Consider the following 18238-nt stretch of genomic DNA (forward strand, 5'->3'; position numbering starts at 1 on the left):
ATAATCATAAGTTCTTCTATTTTTTTGGAATGAAATAGGACTACGCAAGTCGTATTTAAGAATGCTCAAGTTATCGAAAAAAGTTGAATATGGTTTGATCGCAATCCGGCATATTGCGTCGGTGAACAATCATATCTCTAATGTGAAGGAAATTTCGGAGAAGTACTCTGTTCCCGGCGATGTGCTTGCCAAAGTGATGCAGAAACTGACGAAGGGGAAGTTGATCCTTTCGCATCAAGGTGCGATGGGTGGATACACATTAGCCAAAAGAGCAGATGAAATCTCGGTGATGGATGTTATTTCAGTGATAGAAGGAACGCAAGTAGGGATAGCACAATGTTTTGCCGAAGAGCCGGAAAATTGTTCAATCTATTCAAGCTGTACTATTAAAAACCCTCTTGCAAAAATTCAACACAGTCTAGAACATGTTTTTAATTCCATGAAAGTCTCGGAGATAGTTTAATAATGAAAACTCCTATCTATCTGGATTATCATGCAACAACACCGGTCGATAAACGTGTGCTGGATGCAATGATGCCGTTTTTTCAGGAGCATTTTGGAAATGCGGCAAGTCTTCAACATCGGTTTGGATGGATTGCGAAAGAAGCAGTGGAGATTGCCAGAAAAAAAATTGCCGAAGCGATTAATGCTCAACCAAGAGAAATAATTTTTACCAGCGGAGCAACAGAATCGAACAATCTTGCAATCAAAGGTGTTGCGGAAGCATATCGCTCTCACGGCAATCACATTATCGTTTCGCAGATTGAGCATAAATGCGTGCTTGAATCGTGCAAGAGACTGGAGCAAGAAGGATTTGTCGTCACATACCTTCCGGTTGATTCAACCGGGAAAGTAATTGTTGACGAGATTCAACATGCGATCACGGACAAAACAATTCTTGTCTCCGTGATGATGGCAAACAATGAGATTGGTACAATTCAACCGATTGCTGAGATCGGAAAGATGTGTGCAGAGCGTTCCGTTCTTTTCCATACGGATGCAACACAAGCAGTCGGCAGGTTGCCGATTGATGTTGCAGCGATGAATATTCATTTGTTATCATTTGCTTCCCATAAAATGTATGGACCAAAAGGGGTCGGAGCATTATATCTCCGATCAAAAAATCCACGAACATCAATTCTTCCGCAGATCGACGGTGCCGGTCACGAAAATGGATTGCGCTCCGGAACATTAAACGTATCGGGAATCGTTGGATTTGGAAAAGCTGTGCAAATTGCAGTGACAGAAATGGATGAAGAGAATGGACGGCTTTACCGGTTAAGGAATCGTTTGCAGGAACAATTATTGTCGTTTGGAAAAACTACATTCAATGGACATCCACTTGACCGGTTACCGCAAAATTTGAATATGACCTTTCACGGAATTTATGCGGATCGATTGATGACGGAAATGAATGACATTGCAGTTTCAGCAGGTTCCGCCTGTACATCGGAGGAAATTGGAGACATTCAATATTCTCACGTTCTCCATGCAATTGGGGTAGACGCAGAAGCCGGACGATCAACAATTCGATTTGGTCTTGGACGATTTACAACGGATGAGGAGATAGAATACACAGTGAAGACAATTCAAACAATTGTTCCAAAACTCAAAGAACATGTAAGCGTAGGAGCATTATGAATATTAAATTTAAAAAATCCCAATACATCATCGGCAATCAAGTTGAATTCTTAAATTTTATGAAAACGCGGGCGCAATTGATCCATTTGTCGAATGTGTTTTTTCGCGACCTGCATTTTGCTGTGATGGAGTTTCTCAAGAAGAAAAATGTTAGTGTTGGGCAAACTGAGGCAGAAACAGTTGCGCGGGAAATTGCGGTGCATTTCGAAAGACGAAATATCTTTAAAAAATTGAATATGCAAACCTGGATGCTCAATTATTCTGATTACGCGATTAAAAAAACAGTATAGAAAAAATTATTAGGAGATGAAATTATGTCGGAAGTAATGACTGCTACAGCGCCGCAAACAATGGAAGATGATATTGTCCTTACTGAACGCGCGGCACAAGAAGTGTTTTCGATCAAAGAAAAGAACAACATTCCTGCAACACACTCGCTTCGTTTGGGAGTAAAAGGGGGCGGCTGTTCGGGATTATCATACATCCTAGCGTTTGACGACGTTGTAAAAGAAAAAGATATGATCCTCGAAAAACATGGTGTCAAGATTGTCGTTGATCAAAAAAGTATGTTTTATCTGTCCGGCACAACATTAGATTTTTCCGATGGGTTGAACGGGCGCGGTTTTGTATTTAACAATCCGCAGGCTGCAAAGACATGCGGTTGCGGCAGTTCATTTGGTGTTTGAAAAATTGGCAGATCGTCCTTAGGGACAACCTGCTATCATTAAAGGAAAACAATGCCGGAAACAATTGAAGAATTAGTATCGCAAGAATATAAATACGGATTTACGACCGATATCGAAACGGACACCATCCCGCCGGGATTGAACGAAGATGTGGTGCGTGTAATCTCCAAAAAGAAAAATGAACCGGAATGGTTGACCGAATGGCGGTTGAAAGCATTCCGTGTTTGGCTGACAATGGAAGAACCTCGCTGGCCCAATCTGAAATATGCGCAGATCAATTATCAATCCATCAGCTATTATTCCGCGCCGAAGCAAGTAAAGAAACTGAATAATTTGGATGAAGTTGATCCGATTTTGTTAGAAACATATGAAAAACTTGGTATCTCGTTGACGGAACAAAAACGATTGAGCGGAATTGCAGTTGATGCTGTGTTCGATTCTGTTTCTGTTGCAACCACATTCAAGGAGACATTAAAAGAGAAGGGAATTATCTTCTGTTCGTTCTCTGAAGCGGTTCACGAACATCCAGAACTTGTAAAAAAATATCTCGGATCGGTTGTTCCCTACGCTGATAATTATTTTGCAGCATTAAATTCTGCAGTGTTCAGTGATGGATCATTTTGTTTCATTCCTAAAGGTGTGCGTTGTCCGATGGAACTATCGACGTATTTCCGCATCAATGCTTCCAACACAGGCCAATTCGAACGGACACTGATTGTTGCAGAAGAGGGAGCGTATGTCAGCTATCTTGAAGGCTGCACTGCTCCTATGCGAGACGAAAATCAATTGCATGCAGCAGTAGTAGAACTGGTTGCTCTTGATAATGCCGAAGTAAAATATTCTACCGTGCAGAATTGGTATGCTGGCGATAAAAATGGTAAAGGTGGTATCTATAACTTTGTTACAAAACGCGGTAAATGCCAGGGTGTCAATTCTAAAATATCGTGGACGCAAGTAGAAACCGGTTCGGCGATCACGTGGAAATATCCTTCCGTGATTTTGCAAGGAGATAATTCCATTGGAGAATTTTATTCTGTTGCCGTTGTTAACAATCGACAGGATGCAGACACTGGAACGAAAATGCATCACATTGGAAAAAATACTCGAAGCACAATCGTCTCAAAAGGAATTTCGGCCGGACGCGGGAATAATACCTATCGAGGATTAGTGAGTATTGGCAAAAATGCAACCAACTCGCGCAATTATACACAATGCGATTCGATGTTGATTGGAAATCAATGCAGCGCTAATACATTTCCCTATATCGAAGTGAAAAACTCTTCTTCAAGCGTTGAGCATGAGGCATCCACATCGAAGATCGGTGAAGATCAGATTTTTTATTGTAAACAACGCGGCATCAATACGGAGAATGCTATCTCAATGATCATCAACGGTTTTGCGAAAGAAGTATTCAAGAACCTTCCGATGGAATTTGCTGTGGAAGCGCAGAAATTGCTTGGCATCAGTTTAGAAGGTTCAGTCGGCTAATCACATATTACTGTAATTCAACTCAAGAGAAAATAATGATCGAAATTAAAAACTTACATGCATCAGTCAATGGAAAAGAGATTCTGAAAGGAATCAATCTTAAAGTAAATGCCGGTGAAGTCCACGCAATTATGGGACCGAACGGCTCCGGAAAAAGCACTCTAGCTCAAGTTCTCTCCGGTCACCCTGCATACCAGGTAACTCAAGGTGAAGTGATCTTCGAAGGTCAGAATCTCCTGGACATGGAACCGGAAAAGCGTGCACATGCAGGTGTGTTCCTTGCTTTTCAATATCCGGTAGAAATTCCCGGAGTGAGCAATAGTTATTTTCTTAAAGCGGGTCTTAATGAAATTCGCAAATCTAGAGGCGAGGAAGAGTTGGATTCAATGCAATTCTTGAAACTGCTTAAAGAGAAAATGAAAGTGGTTGAAATGGATCAAAGTTTCATCCATCGTCCCGTGAATGAAGGTTTTTCCGGCGGCGAAAAAAAGAGAAACGAGATTCTACAGATGGCGGTGCTCGAACCGAAACTGGCCATTCTCGATGAAACGGATTCCGGTCTTGATATCGATGCATTGAAGACCGTATCGAGCGGTGTGAACAAATTAAAATCACCGACGAACGCCACAATTGTTGTGACTCACTATCAGCGCCTTCTCAATTATATTGTTCCGGACTTTGTCCATGTTTTGGTCAACGGACGTATTGTAAAATCGGGCGGAAAAGAACTCGCAATGGAACTCGAAGCAAACGGCTACGACTTTATCCGCGAAGAAATGCTGCAGACAGCATAATGGGAAAAGAGAGTATGTCGAACGAAATGAATCATTATATTTCAGAATTTAAGGCGTTCCAGCAGAACGGTGCTTCAAAAAGTCCGTTGTGGGTGAATGATGTCCGTCAATCGGCGCTTTCGGTTTTTACGGAGCGAGGATTTCCGACGACAAAAGAGGAAGATTGGAAGTATACCAACATATCGCCTATTGCGAAATCACAGTTCAAGTATTCTTCCGGTGCGGCAAATGTTTCGGCAGAGCTTGTCCAATCGTTGCTGGTGGAAGGCATGGAACAACATGTCATCGTCTTCGTGAACGGCCATTTTTCAAAAACACATTCACAGTTGAACGGATTGCAAAGCAATGTTGTTGTGAAAAATCTTATCGATGCATATTCGACCCATAATGATATTGTCAAAGAACATCTTTCACAATATGTGAAGCTTCAAAAAAATCCTTTCACTGCCCTCAACACAACGTTTATTAATGATGGAGCTTTTATCCATGTGCCTGCGAACGTTCACATTGTGAAACCGATCCATCTGATATTCGTTTCCACAAAAAATGATAATGATCAGTTAGTCTCCCATATTCGCAATCTGATTGTGGTGGAAGCAGGGAGCACGGTAAATTTTGTTCATAGTTTTGCATCTGCACAATCAAATAACAATCTAACCAATGTTGTTACGGAAGTTGTAGCAAAAAAGGGGAGCGTTGTTGAATTGGTAAAAGTGCAATGTGAAAGTGAATTGTCGTATCATATTGAGAATCTTCATGTCCATCAATACCAAGAGAGCAGAGTTCATATATTTTCCCTTGCTGTTGGCGCAGCGATTGCCCGCAATGATATGAGTGTTATCATCGATGGCGAGTCGACCGAATGTAACTTAAACGGATTGTATATCACCTCCGGAACTCAGTTGATCGATCATCATACATTTATGCATCACATCCATCCGAACTGCCCGAGTCATGAATTGTTCAAAGGAATTTTGATGGACAAATCGCGCGCGGTGTTTAATGGAAAAGTGTATGTGGAACCCGAAGCGCAAAAGACAGACTCCAAACAGACAAACCGTAATCTGTTATTATCGGATGAGGCAATTGTTGATACAAAACCGGAACTGGAAATATTTGCAGACGATGTAAAGTGTACTCACGGTGCAGCTGTCGGCGGCATGAACGAAACACATTCATTCTATCTTAAAACACGGGGTATCAGCGAAGAAAGCGCCAACGGAATATTAACGGTAGGATTTGCAGCAGAAGCGACTCAAAAAATAATGCATCCTGATCTACGTCAACACGTTGACTTGATTGTTGTAGATCATCTCCGAAAGAAATTTGGTACGGCAAATCTGCCGGATATTGTTCACGCTTAATGTAAGGACCAGACCGGTATCTTCTACGGTCTGCTAATGAAAATGAATATATTGGAACACGAAATATCATTTGATGTAGAAAAAATCCGAAAAGACTTTCCGATCCTTTCCTCAATGGTTCATGGAAATCGGCTTGTCTATCTCGATAATGCGGCGACCACACAGAAACCGAATGCTGTTCTGGATATGCAAAATGTTTATTATCGCGAGCAGAATGCGAATATCCATCGCGGCGTTCACCATTTAAGTGAAGTTGCAACATTTGAGTATGAAAAAGCACGTGGAAAAATAAAGAACTTCATCAACGCTGCGGATAATAAAGAGATCATTTTTACAGCCGGGACGACTGCCGGTATCAATCTTGTCGCATCGAGTTTTGGAAAGACATTTCTTAATGCGGGTGATGAAGTAATCATTTCAGCAATGGAACATCATTCGAATATCGTTCCGTGGCAGTTGATCTGTGAAGAACGAGGAGCGAAACTCAGAATCATTCCGATGACTGATGATGGCGAGTTGATTCTCGAAGAATATGAGAAGATGCTGTCGTCAAAGACGAAAATTGTATCAGTCGTTTATATTTCCAATTCACTGGGAACGGTCAATCCCATCAAACAGATTATCGAACTGGCTCGCCGCAACGGTTCAAAAGTACTGATTGACGGAGCACAAGCAGTAGCGCATAAAAAAGTGGATGTCCAGGAACTTGATTGCGATTTCTTTGCATTTTCAGGACATAAGATTTTTGGTCCGACCGGAATCGGTGTGTTGTATGGAAAAGCATCTCTTTTGGAACAGATGAAACCATATCAAGGAGGCGGTGATATGATCCGTTCCGTGACGTTTGAAAAAACAACCTTCAACGATCTTCCGTACAAATTTGAAGCAGGAACACCGAACATTGTGGGCGGAATTGGCCTCGGTGCTGCAATAGACTATGTCAATATTATCGGTTTGGATGTAATTGCAGAGTACGAGCATAGCGTTCTTGATTATGGAACAGACGTGTTGAAGCAAGTAAAAGGCCTTAGAATTATTGGAACAGCAAAAGAAAAAGCAAGCGTTCTTTCGTTCGTGCTTGAACATGCACATCCGCATGATATCGGGACAATTTTGGATCGAGAAGGAATTGCAATCCGCACCGGACATCATTGCACACAACCGGTGATGCAGCGATTCGGAATTCCTGCAACCGCACGGGCGTCGATTTCCATCTACAATACGCGTGAAGAACTGGATATATTAGCGCGCGGTATTGAAAAGGTGAGGGAGATCTTCGGATGAGTGAGTTGAATGAGTTATATCAACAATTGATTCTTGAACACAATAAGTCTCCCCGCAATTTTAAGAAGCTGGAACACTTTACGCACGATGCGGATGGATATAATCCACTCTGCGGCGATCATTACCATCTCTGGCTGAAATTGGATGGCGATATCATTTCCGATATTGGATTTCAAGGAAGCGGATGCGCCATTTCGAAATCTTCCGCTTCGATGATGACCTCGGCGCTAAAAGGTGCGAGCATCAACGATGCGAAAGTGTTATTTGAGAAATTTCATTCCGTCATTTTAACAAAGATAGGGGATGCAATTCCCGGAGAAAAAATTGAGGAGTTAGGAAGTCTTGGTGCTTTAGCAGGCGTAAGGGAGTTTCCTGCCAGGATTAAATGTGCAAGCTTGGCGTGGCATACATTGAATGCTGCCTTAACACAATCAGAAAAATCCATTTCTACAGAAAGTGAAAAAAACTAACGTATGGAAACAAATCATCTGCCGACTGAACAACAATTAAGTTCGATCGAAAAAATGATCATTAAAGAGCAAGTGACGGAACAGATCCGTACGGTGTTCGATCCTGAGATTCCGGTAAATATCTATGAACTCGGTCTTGTGTACAATGTTGAGGTAAACGACCGCGGTTTGGTTGATATCACCATGACGCTGACATCTCCCGCATGTCCTGCAGCTCAATCGATACCGGTAGAAGTGAAGCAAAAGTCTGAAACGGTAAAAGGGGTGACAGAAACAAACGTGAATATCGTTTGGGAGCCGCGTTGGGAAACGAGCATGATGAGTGAAGAAGCCCGCCTGACATTAGGGATGTAGCACTTTTTTTACGGCTGGTTTATCAACGCCGATATAGTAGAACATTCGTAAACAATATGGAAACGAACAGAAGAAATTTTTTGAAAACATCATCGTCGCTTGTGCTTGGCTCCATAGCGGCAACAGTTTCGATGAACGCACATGAATCGAATAATTTATTTTCATCACAAACAAAGGAGAATACATCAATGGCACATGAATTAGCCCCGCTTCCGTACGCGTTTGACGCACTCGAGCCGTACATCGATGCAAAAACAATGGAAATCCATCATGGTAAACACCATGCCGCCTACGTCACCAATTTGAATAATGCATTAAAGGAACATGCAGATCTTCAATCCAAATCAGCGATTGAATTGATCTCGAATCTTAACACAGTTCCTGAATCAATTCGCGGTGCTGTCCGAAACAATGCTGGCGGACATGTGAATCATACAATGTTCTGGCAGCAATTGAAGAAGGATGTTGCTTTTCCTGCTTCAAGTAAATTCGGATCGGCTTTGACTTCAACATTCGGTTCTCTTGATGCATTCAAAGAACAATTCAGCAAAGCAGGCCTCGGTCGCTTCGGTTCTGGCTGGGCATGGTTAATTGTTGACGGTGGGAAACTCGTCATTTCCTCAACACCAAATCAAGACAGTCCAATTATGGATGGAAAAAATCCGGTGCTTGGCGTTGATGTGTGGGAACACGCGTACTATTTAAAATATCAGAATCGTCGTGCAGATTATCTTGGAGCAATCTGGAGTGTTGTGAATTGGGATGATGTCGTTGCTCGTTACGAACAAGCGGTGAAATAATTACCTTCAAAACTTTCCAGGTCTTAACAGCCTGGAAAGTTCTTTTTGTATGCCCTTTTCCGAGCTCCCGACCGAAATATTGCCGCTGTTTCCGCTGAACGTTGTGTTGTTCCCTCAATCACAACTGCATTTACATATCTTTGAAGAGCGATCCAAAATTCTCGTCAGCGAATGTATTACCTACGATAACTCCTTTGGTATTATTCTTGTGCATGAACAAGATGTGCGCACCATTGGCTGTACCGCGGTAGTGAAGGAAGTTGTTAAGCGGTATGATGATGGAAGGATGGATATTGTTGTTGAAGGACGCCGCCGTTTTCAATTACACAATTTTGTAGAAGCGCCGCATCCGTATTATTCGGGACGCATTTCGTGGTTGGAAGATATTGCCGAAGATGTCGATGAACAACTTCGCCTCAAGGCAGTAAATCTTCATAATCAATTTGTGAAAATAGTTTTTACTGGAATCGTTCAACAAGTGAATATTCATGATATCCGGAAATCGAGATCGTTTCATCTTGTGCAGAAATCCGGTATGGAATTGATTCAGCGCCAAGTATTCCTGTCAATGAATTCCGAAAACAATCGGCTGAAATTTTTAATTCAGCATTTGGAATCTCTGCTGCCGCTTCTTGCGTCGAAAAAGTCTGTGGAAGAAATGGCGAAGAATGATGGCTATGTTCAAGAATGATCTGAACAGCAGACAGGTGTTTTGCATAATCAAAACAGAGAAAAATGTTGCTTTCAACTTTTCACTTCGTTAAGTTAGTAGCGCAATGGAGAACAGTAAACAGGAAATTAAAGAGATACCATCGCTGTTGAAGTTCGGAATTACGGAACTACACGTTGAATCTGAAAAACATTATTGGAACTATTGCGTGAATTGCGGCACTCAGATGGACAGCCGCAAATGCAAATTGTTCTGCCCTACATGCGGATTTTATCATAATTGCAGTGAACCATAATCAAAAACCAAAGGAGTCGTTGTGAACAAAAAAGGATACCGTGTTACCAAGAAGCATCGTAAGAAACGCGCAAAGAGTAAAGAGAAAGCAAAAGCAATGCGCGCGAAAAAGAAAGCAGTCTAGTTTCGCAACATTGAACCCGCAGAAGATGCGGGTTTTTTATTGTTGTAAAGAGGAATACTTTGCATCTGCGCCGCAGTTTCGATATTTTGACTGAAATGAAGCCCGTTTCTTTCCATAGTGAACCGATGATCATCGGAATGCGAACATTTGATTTTTCCAAGCGGACATATGTCATGGGAATTTTGAATGTTACTCCGGATTCATTCTCCGACGGGGGAAAGTTTCTTTCGGTCGATACTGCATGTAAACATGCAATGGATATGATTGAACAAGGAGCGGATATCATTGATGTCGGTGGCGAATCGACCCGGCCCAAAGGAGTGTATGGAGAGACGAACAATGTATCTGTTGACGAAGAGTTAAGGCGTGTTATTCCTGTTATTCAACGACTCGCATCATCGACTGATGTTATCATATCGATCGATACAACAAAATCTGTGGTTGCTGATGAAGCATTAAAAGCTGGAGCATCTATTGTCAATGACATTAGCGGATTGAAGTTTGATGAACGAATTGCAGATGTTACAGCTAAACATCACGCAACACTTGTTGTTATGCATATTCAAGGGACACCGGAAACGATGCAGCAGCATCCTTCTTACGTTGATGTCGTTGCCGAAGTTAAGTCTGAACTGCGTATTTCTGTCGAGAAAGCAAAACAAGCAGGAGTTCGGAATATTATTATTGATCCCGGAATTGGTTTCGGGAAAAATCTTGAACATAATTTGACTCTGTTGAAACATCTTCAGGAATTTCAAGAACTTGGCCATCCTATTATGATTGGGACATCACGAAAGGGATTCATCGGAACGATACTGAATACTGCAGTTGATCAACGATTGGAAGGGACGGCAGCAACAGTCGCTGTGTCGATTATGAATGGAGCAAATATTATTCGCGTTCATGATGTGAAAGAAATGAAACGTGTTGCATCCGTTGTGGATGCAATCAAAACAATCTAACGTTGCAGGCGCCCTTAAGGACGACCTGGCGTCATTGAAATATGGAACTCGTCAAGATAGGATTTTTATCAGTTACAGCCGTGGATGTCATCGATATTCTTTTGGTGACATTCATCTTCTATGAATTGTACCGTGGAATGCGCGGCACTATTGCGGCGCAGATCCTTGTCGGTTTGTTAGTGATTGTGATTCTTTCCGTTATTGCACAAACGGTAAATATGAAAGCAATGGGATGGATCCTCAGAACATTGACCGATATTTGGGTGATTGCCTTCATCATTATATTCCAGCCGGAAATTCGCAGGCTTCTTTCCACAATTGCGAGAAATAGATTAGTGAGAGTGTTTTTGCGAATGAATGTAACGGAATCAATCGAGGAGATTTCCGCAACTGCATTGGAGCTGTCAAAGAAGAAACAGGGAGCTTTGATAATTATCGCGCGTGGAACCGGGATGAAATCATTTACCGAAACAGGCGTCATCCTTGGAGCGCAAATCAGCCGTTCACTTTTACTTTCTATCTTTAATCCAAGATCTCCGCTTCATGATGGTGCAGTGATTGTAAATGACCGCATCATCGAGGCTGCACGATGTACTCTTCCGCTGTCAGCGACAAATCGCATTGGGGATTTAGTGTTAGGGACTCGCCACCGCGCCGGACTCGGAGTAACAGAACAAACGGATGCTGTTGCGGTTATCGTCTCCGAAGAGACCGGTGCTGTTTCTATTGCCGACAATGGAGAATTGCTTTATAAAATTTCTGTTAAAGATTTAAGGAAGGAATTGCGTGAACGATTAGTCCTTTCCGTTCAGCGCACTGTGCAGAATGTGAAGGAGGCGATTCGTCCTCAATAATGAATGTTGCCGTCATCATTCCCGCATATAATGCCGCAAATTCGTTGCCGAAATTGCTCCAACGGACAATACGTTTTGTTCCGAGCAAGAATATCATTGTTGTGAATGACGGATCACGTGATGCTACAAAAAATGTTGCGGAACAATTCAACGTGACAATGATTTCACACGAAATGAATAGAGGAAAAGGATCGGCATTGCAAACCGGATTTAATATCGCATTGAATGAAAATATTGATGCGGTCATTACCATGGATGCTGATCTTCAGCATCAACCGGAAGAGATTCCAAATTTTATCACACTGCATAGCATAACGCAAAAAGATATTATTATCGGCAGCAGGTTGCATAATAAAAAAGGGATGCCACTGCATCGTATGTTCTCAAATTTAGTCACTACCTTTATGGTGAAGCTGCGAACCGGCGCCTCAATCTCAGACAGTCAATCCGGATATCGCTTTATTACCCGAAGAGTATTGGAGAAAGTACAGTTGGAGTCTGCCGGTTTTGAGGCAGAGACGGAATTTTTGATTAAAGCGGCTGCCTGTGGATTTTCATTTGGTTCAATACCGATTGAAACAATCTATGCCGGCGAAAAAAGCAATATGACACATCTTCAAACAACGATTAATTTTATTAAAGTATTATTTAAGCAGTATTGATATGGGTAGATTTGATACCGAACGAAAAGAACTGATTGAAGTATTACGAGGCAAAGGGATCACGGACGAAATTGTTTTGGAAGCAATGTCGAAAGTAGAGCGGCACTTGTTTGTCGATCAGATGTACATAAACCGCGCGTATGAAGATAATGCGCTTCCTATCGGAAGTCAGCAAACTATTTCGCAGCCATATACGGTTGCGTTTATGACGCAATCGCTTCAATTGACCAAAGAGATGAAGGTTCTTGAAATCGGAACTGGTTCCGGATATCAAGCAGCTGTGTTGGCTGCAATTGGATGCAGGGTTTTCACTATTGAACGACATTTAAGTCTACTGAATAGTGCTCGGAAAATATTTGATACATTAAATTTACGAATTGCTTCAAAAGGGGGAGATGGAACAATCGGATGGAGTGAGCATGCACCGTATGATGCAATTATTGTAACAGCGGGCGCCCCGAAAGTTCCTGAATCATTAGTGAATCAATTGAAGGAAGGGGGCCGGTTGGCAATTCCCGTGGGAGATCGCGAGTCGCAGGAATTGATTGTCGGGACGAAAATAAAAGATGTGTTAGAAAAAAAGATCGTCAACGGATTCAAATTCGTACCATTGATAGGAAAGAACGGATGGAATTGAAGAAACGAATTGTTTTCGTATTCATATTCTCGGCGATTGTTTTCGTGCACAATGTCATGGCACAAAAAGCCGATGTGCGGGGTGTTGTTGCCGACAGTTCTACCGGCGAAAAGATACCGTATGCAACCATTACGGTCATCGGTACGACCCGTGGCGCCGTGACAAATAACAATGGATTTTATTTGCTCGCGAATTTGCCGCATGGAACTTATCAGATCATTGCAACCTCTCTGGGATTTGAACCATTAACAAGAACCATCACGGTTCGTGGAAAAGAACCGATGACTTTAAATTTCAATCTTTCATCAAAACCGGTTGAAGTAAACGAGGTTATTATCTCCAGCGGAAGGAAGAAAGAACTCGAAGAAATTAATACCAGTGTTCATGTCTTTGATCAGCGAGAGCTGCAAAAAGTTCCGACAGCAGCGCAAGGAGATCTCTTCCGTTCAATCCAAATTATACCCGGCATAGTTTCGTCTGCGGATGTCAGCTCAAAATTTTTTGTTCGCGGCGGAGCCGGTGATCAAAACCTGATCTATTTTGATGGGATGAAGATTTATAACCCCTACCATGCGTTTGGAATATTTTCCATCTTCGATCCGGACATCGTGAAGACAACGGAAGTATACACAGGAGCATTTCCGCCGGGATTTGGCGGCCGGCTTTCATCAGTAATCAATATTACTTCGCGAAACGGAAGTACGACCGGAGTTCACGGGGGAGCATCGGCAAATTTTGTATCGGGCAAAGTCAATTTGGAAGGCCCTTTACCGAATAATAACAGTTGGATTTTCAGCGGTCGGAAGTCACTCTTTAATGATACCTTTAAAAAATTTTTGAAGAATCCACCGCCGATTTCTTTCTATGATATTTTTGCAAAGGCAAATATTGGCGGAAGTGAATATGGCAGATACAGTATTCAAACATTTCTCAGCGCTGATGATGTGTTATCACCCGATCCGAATGAAGCGGATCACCGGTGGCGAAGCAGTTCTTTTGCCGTTACCATCTCCGACTTAATGGAAAACAGAATCTATTTTGATGCCGTTGTTTACTCCAGCAATTTTAAGATTGAACGGGATGCAAAACAATCTACCATCATTCGTCCTGCTGAATCAAAAATTGGTGACGGAGGAATTCGCGGAGAATTAACGATCTATACCGAAACACGAGATCTGTATTTTATTGGTTTTGACGTAAACGTTCCACGGTACACCTATAAATTTGTTACTCCCTCCAATGCCGATGTTCTTGTCGATGAAACTTCGATTGAAACATGGGCGTGGTTTCGCTATCAGATCAATTTTGAGCGATTGAAAGCTGATGTTGGTGCTCATTCCGATATTATTTCTCTTTTTGGCGGAAAAAGTATGCGAACAATTTTACAGCCGCGAATGAATTTCAGTTATCTCTTTGAGTTTGATTGGAGAATAAAATTATCTTACGGAATGTTTTCCCAAAATTTGATTACGTTAACCAATGAAGATGATATTGTTTCCCTCTTTGAAGCATGGATCTATATTCCAGAAAAATTAGAACCGGAAACGGCAACACATTATATTGCGGGATTCAGCGGGAATATTTTTTCGGAACTCTCTCTTGATGTGCAGACCTATTTTAAGGACTATACATCACTTGTGGTCTATAATCGGGAGAAAAAATATTTTACTGAGCCGGATTATATCAATGGTAGAGGAAAAGCGTACGGTTTTGAAACACTTTTTCGGTATAAATATTCATTTTTAGATCTGTATCTGGCCTATACGCTCGGGTGGACATCGGTGACGATTAATAATTTTACGTATCAACCACGGTACGACAGACGGCATACTTTGAATGTGCTTAATGTTACTCGATTGAATGAAAATATTGATCTTTCAATTCGCTGGGAAGTAGGGAGCGGTTATCCTTACAGCCAAACGATTGGATTCTATGATCGTTTGACCATATCCGATCTTGGAAGGGGATCAATCATAAATGATCAGGGGAAACCGTATTCGATACTCGGAGAAAAAAATGCCGGACGTTTGCCGACATATCATCGAATGGACATCACTGCAACCTATAAATTCCTTCTCCCATATGGTGGAGGTAATGTTGGTGTCAGTATTGTTAATGTCTACAACAGCAAAAATATTTTGTATTACGATAGGAAAACATTACAGAAAATTACCATGCTTCCTTTTTTGCCCAGCGCATTTATGAAATTGGAATTTTAAGATGAAAAGACTCTTCATAGGCATTGTTCTGATTCTAGCCGGTTGTTCCGATAACTTTAATCCTAACGGCGAGTATCAAAAAAAATTGATCGTCTATGCCGTTATCGATGCAAGCACGGATAAACAATTCATCCGTGTGTATTCAACTTTCAGTCCGGAAGAATATAACCCATTGACCCCTTCTCCAAATAAAGAAATTTCCAATGCTTCGGTAAAAATTGTTGATGGGAAAGTATCTCATAATTTTCATGATACGCTCATTACCGTCAATGATGGATCTGCTGGGACGCGACAAGTGAGAGCGTATGTTCATCAAGGCTTTCAACCAGTAGAAGAGAAATTGTATACTCTGTCCGTGTACTCAACCGGTTTTGATACCGCAATGAGCAGTATGGTGGGAATTTACCCAGGCGACATTCTCCCGGGAGATATTACCTTATTATCAAAACCATCTACAAAAAAATATATCCCGCTCAGAGTGTTTTTGGGAAAGAATGCTCATGCATATCTTCCAAAGATTTCGTTGGAATATGTGGTGGGTAATGACACGTTGATTAGGGAAGTTCCTTTTGTCGTAATGAAAGATGAATTTGGCCATGTAACGAAAAGAATTTACCCCAATATTGCTTTTAGAGATGCGTCGTCCAATATCGATGGAAATTATGAAATGATCTATTTCGAAAGTGCTGCATACATTGCGGCAATCGCAGACATTCGGCAAGAAAACAGCACATCAGTAAAATTTCGTCGTGCCATTCTGACGTTGATCCAGTTTGACAAAGGTTTGTATACGTATTATAGTGTAACAAATTCTTTTGGCGGAGCCGCGACCATTCGATTAGATGAACCCGATTACACTAATATCAATAATGGATTTGGTATTTTTGGGATGATGACAAAACTCGAACGTTCCTACGGTGTTCCGAGTGAATTATAACTGATGGATACTCTTGCAACTGTAATTGTTATTGTCGGACCAACGGCATCAGGCAAGACCTCTCTTGCATTATCGATTGCTACGATGATGCCATGCGAAATTGTTTCCGCAGATTCCCGTCAAATCTATAAACATCTCACCATCGGCACAGCAAAACCTTCTCAACAAGAACTGCTAACAGTCCCACATCATTTTGTTGATCTATTGGAGCTCGATCAAAAATTTAATGCTGGTGATTTTCAGGAACAGGGAAGGAAAGTGATTACGCAAATCCATAGCCGAAAGAAAATACCTATCATAGTCGGCGGAACGGGGTTGTATGTACAAGCACTTATTGACGGATTTTTTGAACAGCCCGAAATATCCGGTGAGGTTCGCAAACAGTTGGAAGAACAACTACTTCGGGATGGAAAGGAAAAATTATTTGCAGAACTGCAATCTGTCGACCCTGAATCTGCGGCAACAATGGATGCAACAAAGTATCGTAGAGTCGTTCGTGCCCTGGAAGTATTTTATGAAACTGGGACACCAATTTCTGAGTTCCATAAACAACACAAAGTGAAAAATATTTATAACGCGTTATATTTTGGATTACAGTGGGAGCGCAACACTCTTTATGAACGCATAAACCATCGAGTCGATACAATGCTTGCCGCAGGGTTTTTAGATGAAGTAAAAAAGATTAAAAAAATGGGTTTTGACGACCGTTTTCAATCCCTGCAAACAGTTGGATATAAAGAAGCGTTTGCCTTCCTCCGTAACGACATCTCTAAAGAACGAATGATTGAGTTAATGAAGCAAAATACCCGCCGTTTTGCGAAACGCCAAATGACCTGGTTCCGAAGGGAAGAACGAATCCAGTGGTTTGCAATCTCATCAGAAGATCAAATCGATCAGATTGCAAGAAATATAGTGTCAAAGTTGTAGGAAACAAAAATGTAGGGGAGGACGGAAGTCCGACCAAAATACAAGGAGCGGCCTTCCGACTGTTCCTATACATTCTTCAAATATTGTAGATATGGAAAGAAGTCTATCCTAATACAGGGAACGATCTCCAACCGTTTTTCCACAAATGAAATACAAACAACGTAAACAATACCGTCTACCGCATTACAATTATGCGTCTTCAGGTTTGTATTTTGTCACCATCTGTTCCTACAATCGGGAAAATATATTTAGCGAAGTTAAACAAGGGAACATCCACTTGTTAACGGTTGGTGAGTATATCTTGGAGTGTTTGACGAACCTTCCTGAAAAATTATCATATGTTCGTATTGATGAGTTTGTAATTATGCCAAATCATATTCATGTTATCTTTGGAATTGATAATCCTGGTGAAGATGTTTCAATTAAAACGATGAAATTTCAACCTGAGAAAAAATCATTGTCAATTGTTGTTCGCAATTTCAAATCAACTGTGACTTTATTATCAAGAGAAAATTATCCCGAAATGAAGATCTGGCAATCCCGATTTTATGATCGAATTATAAGAAGTGAACAAGAATTGCAAAATGTTCGAAAATATATTCAGGATAATCCCTTACGATGGGAAGCAGACAAAAATAATCCTGAAAATATGATGATGTAACATTGTAGACACGGACGGAAGTTCGTGTTATATGGAACGGACTGCCGTCCGTTCCTACATTAAACGATTATCCGTCCGTTCCTACATTAAACGATTATCCGTCCGTTCCTACATTAAACGATTATCCGTCCGTTCCTACATTAAACGATTATCCGTCCGTTCCTACATTAAACGATTATCCGTCCGTTCCTACATTAAACGATTTTCCATCCGTTCCTACATTGAACGGATTACCATCCGTTCCTACATTAAACGGTCTTCCTATCATTCCTACGAGAACGATTTTGCTTTTTTTTGTACAGGAACAGTCTTTTGATTGCTCCCGCGTTAATAAAGGGTATGATTTATCATTCAAGGGTTTCAAAAAATTGGATGAAAAGGTGCAAAAGCGATAAATAAAATACATTTTC

The 18238-nt window shown here is 41.4% G+C and carries 21 protein-coding genes; all 21 read left to right on the forward strand.

The genetic code is table 11. The features are described 5' to 3' along the window. The first annotated feature begins 61 nt into the window (after nt 1–61). The 21 genes from WDA22_04460 to WDA22_04560 all read left to right on the forward strand — a co-directional run bounded on the left by WDA22_04460 (nt 62) and on the right by WDA22_04560 (nt 18144). Nucleotides 62–463, forward strand: coding sequence for an Rrf2 family transcriptional regulator (locus WDA22_04460; GenBank protein MFA5832714.1), 402 nt, complete (start codon nt 62–64; stop codon nt 461–463). A 2-nt stretch (nt 464–465) separates the two neighbouring features. After that, on the forward strand, nt 466–1641 hold the full coding sequence (locus WDA22_04465; protein MFA5832715.1) for a cysteine desulfurase family protein: 1176 nt from the start codon (nt 466–468) through the stop codon (nt 1639–1641). Next, complete coding sequence (locus WDA22_04470; protein MFA5832716.1) at nt 1638–1931, forward strand: hypothetical protein; 294 nt, start codon at nt 1638–1640, stop codon at nt 1929–1931. The genes WDA22_04465 and WDA22_04470 overlap by 4 nt, the downstream gene beginning before the upstream one ends. Nucleotides 1932–1955: 24 nt before the next feature. Further along, a complete protein-coding gene (erpA, locus tag WDA22_04475; protein MFA5832717.1) occupies nt 1956–2327 on the forward strand; it encodes an iron-sulfur cluster insertion protein ErpA in 372 nt (123 codons plus the stop codon). Between the two features lie 51 nt (nt 2328–2378). Continuing rightward, nucleotides 2379–3815, forward strand: coding sequence for a Fe-S cluster assembly protein SufB (gene sufB, locus WDA22_04480; GenBank protein MFA5832718.1), 1437 nt, complete (start codon nt 2379–2381; stop codon nt 3813–3815). Nucleotides 3816–3850: 35 nt separating this feature from the next. After that, nucleotides 3851–4609 (forward strand): Fe-S cluster assembly ATPase SufC, encoded by a 759-nt coding sequence (gene sufC / locus WDA22_04485; protein ID MFA5832719.1) that lies wholly within the window; start codon nt 3851–3853, stop codon nt 4607–4609. 14 nt (nt 4610–4623) lie between these two features. Next, nucleotides 4624–5973: a Fe-S cluster assembly protein SufD gene (sufD, locus tag WDA22_04490; GenBank protein ID MFA5832720.1), complete on the forward strand. Its 1350-nt coding sequence runs from the start codon at nt 4624–4626 to the stop codon at nt 5971–5973. Nucleotides 5974–6009: 36 nt separating this feature from the next. Then, nucleotides 6010–7257, forward strand: coding sequence for a cysteine desulfurase (locus WDA22_04495; protein MFA5832721.1), 1248 nt, complete (start codon nt 6010–6012; stop codon nt 7255–7257). After that, the gene (locus WDA22_04500) at nt 7254–7727 is read left to right on the forward strand and encodes an SUF system NifU family Fe-S cluster assembly protein (GenBank protein ID MFA5832722.1); all 474 of its coding nucleotides are present in this window, start codon (nt 7254–7256) and stop codon (nt 7725–7727) included. The genes WDA22_04495 and WDA22_04500 overlap by 4 nt, the downstream gene beginning before the upstream one ends. A gap of 45 nt (nt 7728–7772) precedes the next feature. Next, nucleotides 7773–8081: an iron-sulfur cluster assembly protein gene (locus tag WDA22_04505; protein MFA5832723.1), complete on the forward strand. Its 309-nt coding sequence runs from the start codon at nt 7773–7775 to the stop codon at nt 8079–8081. Between the two features lie 188 nt (nt 8082–8269). Next, nucleotides 8270–8881 (forward strand): superoxide dismutase, encoded by a 612-nt coding sequence (locus WDA22_04510; protein ID MFA5832724.1) that lies wholly within the window; start codon nt 8270–8272, stop codon nt 8879–8881. A 49-nt stretch (nt 8882–8930) separates the two neighbouring features. Further along, nucleotides 8931–9572 (forward strand): LON peptidase substrate-binding domain-containing protein, encoded by a 642-nt coding sequence (locus tag WDA22_04515; protein ID MFA5832725.1) that lies wholly within the window; start codon nt 8931–8933, stop codon nt 9570–9572. A 492-nt stretch (nt 9573–10064) separates the two neighbouring features. Next, nucleotides 10065–10931, forward strand: a complete 867-nt coding sequence (folP, locus tag WDA22_04520; GenBank protein MFA5832726.1) for a dihydropteroate synthase — start codon at nt 10065–10067, stop codon at nt 10929–10931. 41 nt (nt 10932–10972) lie between these two features. After that, on the forward strand, nt 10973–11785 hold the full coding sequence (gene cdaA / locus WDA22_04525) for a diadenylate cyclase CdaA (protein ID MFA5832727.1): 813 nt from the start codon (nt 10973–10975) through the stop codon (nt 11783–11785). Then, nucleotides 11785–12447 carry a glycosyltransferase family 2 protein gene (locus WDA22_04530; protein MFA5832728.1) on the forward strand — a complete coding sequence of 221 codons (663 nt, stop codon included), beginning with the start codon at nt 11785–11787 and terminating at the stop codon, nt 12445–12447. The genes cdaA and WDA22_04530 overlap by 1 nt, the downstream gene beginning before the upstream one ends. Nucleotide 12448: 1 nt before the next feature. Further along, complete coding sequence (locus tag WDA22_04535) at nt 12449–13084, forward strand: protein-L-isoaspartate(D-aspartate) O-methyltransferase (GenBank protein ID MFA5832729.1); 636 nt, start codon at nt 12449–12451, stop codon at nt 13082–13084. A gap of 56 nt (nt 13085–13140) precedes the next feature. Continuing rightward, nucleotides 13141–15303: a TonB-dependent receptor gene (locus tag WDA22_04540; GenBank protein ID MFA5832730.1), complete on the forward strand. Its 2163-nt coding sequence runs from the start codon at nt 13141–13143 to the stop codon at nt 15301–15303. A gap of 1 nt (nt 15304) precedes the next feature. After that, a complete protein-coding gene (locus tag WDA22_04545; protein MFA5832731.1) occupies nt 15305–16240 on the forward strand; it encodes a hypothetical protein in 936 nt (311 codons plus the stop codon). A 3-nt stretch (nt 16241–16243) separates the two neighbouring features. Then, entirely contained in the window at nt 16244–17167 is a 924-nt protein-coding gene (gene miaA / locus WDA22_04550; protein ID MFA5832732.1) for a tRNA (adenosine(37)-N6)-dimethylallyltransferase MiaA, read from the forward strand. Between the two features lie 145 nt (nt 17168–17312). Continuing rightward, nucleotides 17313–17828 carry a transposase gene (locus WDA22_04555; GenBank protein MFA5832733.1) on the forward strand — a complete coding sequence of 172 codons (516 nt, stop codon included), beginning with the start codon at nt 17313–17315 and terminating at the stop codon, nt 17826–17828. A 31-nt stretch (nt 17829–17859) separates the two neighbouring features. Beyond that, nucleotides 17860–18144, forward strand: coding sequence for a hypothetical protein (locus tag WDA22_04560; protein ID MFA5832734.1), 285 nt, complete (start codon nt 17860–17862; stop codon nt 18142–18144). The last annotated feature ends 94 nt before the right edge of the window (nt 18145–18238 follow it).

This window comes from Bacteroidota bacterium (genome assembly GCA_041658205.1).
Taxonomy (GTDB): domain Bacteria; phylum Bacteroidota; class Ignavibacteria; order UBA10030; family UBA8401; genus UBA8401.

Bases quoted from the DNA above. Each gene is read 5' to 3' on its own strand.
- WDA22_04460 (MFA5832714.1), top strand. From the start codon at position 62: ATGCTCAAGTTATCGAAAAAAGTTGAATATGGTTTGATCGCAATCCGG.
- WDA22_04465 (MFA5832715.1), top strand. From the start codon at position 466: ATGAAAACTCCTATCTATCTGGATTATCATGCAACAACACCGGTCGAT.
- WDA22_04470 (MFA5832716.1), top strand. From the start codon at position 1,638: ATGAATATTAAATTTAAAAAATCCCAATACATCATCGGCAATCAAGTT.
- erpA (MFA5832717.1), top strand. From the start codon at position 1,956: ATGTCGGAAGTAATGACTGCTACAGCGCCGCAAACAATGGAAGATGAT.
- sufB (MFA5832718.1), top strand. From the start codon at position 2,379: ATGCCGGAAACAATTGAAGAATTAGTATCGCAAGAATATAAATACGGA.
- sufC (MFA5832719.1), top strand. From the start codon at position 3,851: ATGATCGAAATTAAAAACTTACATGCATCAGTCAATGGAAAAGAGATT.
- sufD (MFA5832720.1), top strand. From the start codon at position 4,624: ATGTCGAACGAAATGAATCATTATATTTCAGAATTTAAGGCGTTCCAG.
- WDA22_04495 (MFA5832721.1), top strand. From the start codon at position 6,010: ATGAAAATGAATATATTGGAACACGAAATATCATTTGATGTAGAAAAA.
- WDA22_04500 (MFA5832722.1), top strand. From the start codon at position 7,254: ATGAGTGAGTTGAATGAGTTATATCAACAATTGATTCTTGAACACAAT.
- WDA22_04510 (MFA5832724.1), top strand. From the start codon at position 8,270: ATGGCACATGAATTAGCCCCGCTTCCGTACGCGTTTGACGCACTCGAG.
- WDA22_04515 (MFA5832725.1), top strand. From the start codon at position 8,931: ATGCCCTTTTCCGAGCTCCCGACCGAAATATTGCCGCTGTTTCCGCTG.
- folP (MFA5832726.1), top strand. From the start codon at position 10,065: ATGAAGCCCGTTTCTTTCCATAGTGAACCGATGATCATCGGAATGCGA.
- cdaA (MFA5832727.1), top strand. From the start codon at position 10,973: ATGGAACTCGTCAAGATAGGATTTTTATCAGTTACAGCCGTGGATGTC.
- WDA22_04530 (MFA5832728.1), top strand. From the start codon at position 11,785: ATGAATGTTGCCGTCATCATTCCCGCATATAATGCCGCAAATTCGTTG.
- WDA22_04535 (MFA5832729.1), top strand. From the start codon at position 12,449: ATGGGTAGATTTGATACCGAACGAAAAGAACTGATTGAAGTATTACGA.
- WDA22_04540 (MFA5832730.1), top strand. From the start codon at position 13,141: ATGGCACAAAAAGCCGATGTGCGGGGTGTTGTTGCCGACAGTTCTACC.
- WDA22_04545 (MFA5832731.1), top strand. From the start codon at position 15,305: ATGAAAAGACTCTTCATAGGCATTGTTCTGATTCTAGCCGGTTGTTCC.
- miaA (MFA5832732.1), top strand. From the start codon at position 16,244: ATGGATACTCTTGCAACTGTAATTGTTATTGTCGGACCAACGGCATCA.
- WDA22_04555 (MFA5832733.1), top strand. From the start codon at position 17,313: ATGAAATACAAACAACGTAAACAATACCGTCTACCGCATTACAATTAT.
- WDA22_04560 (MFA5832734.1), top strand. From the start codon at position 17,860: ATGGAACGGACTGCCGTCCGTTCCTACATTAAACGATTATCCGTCCGT.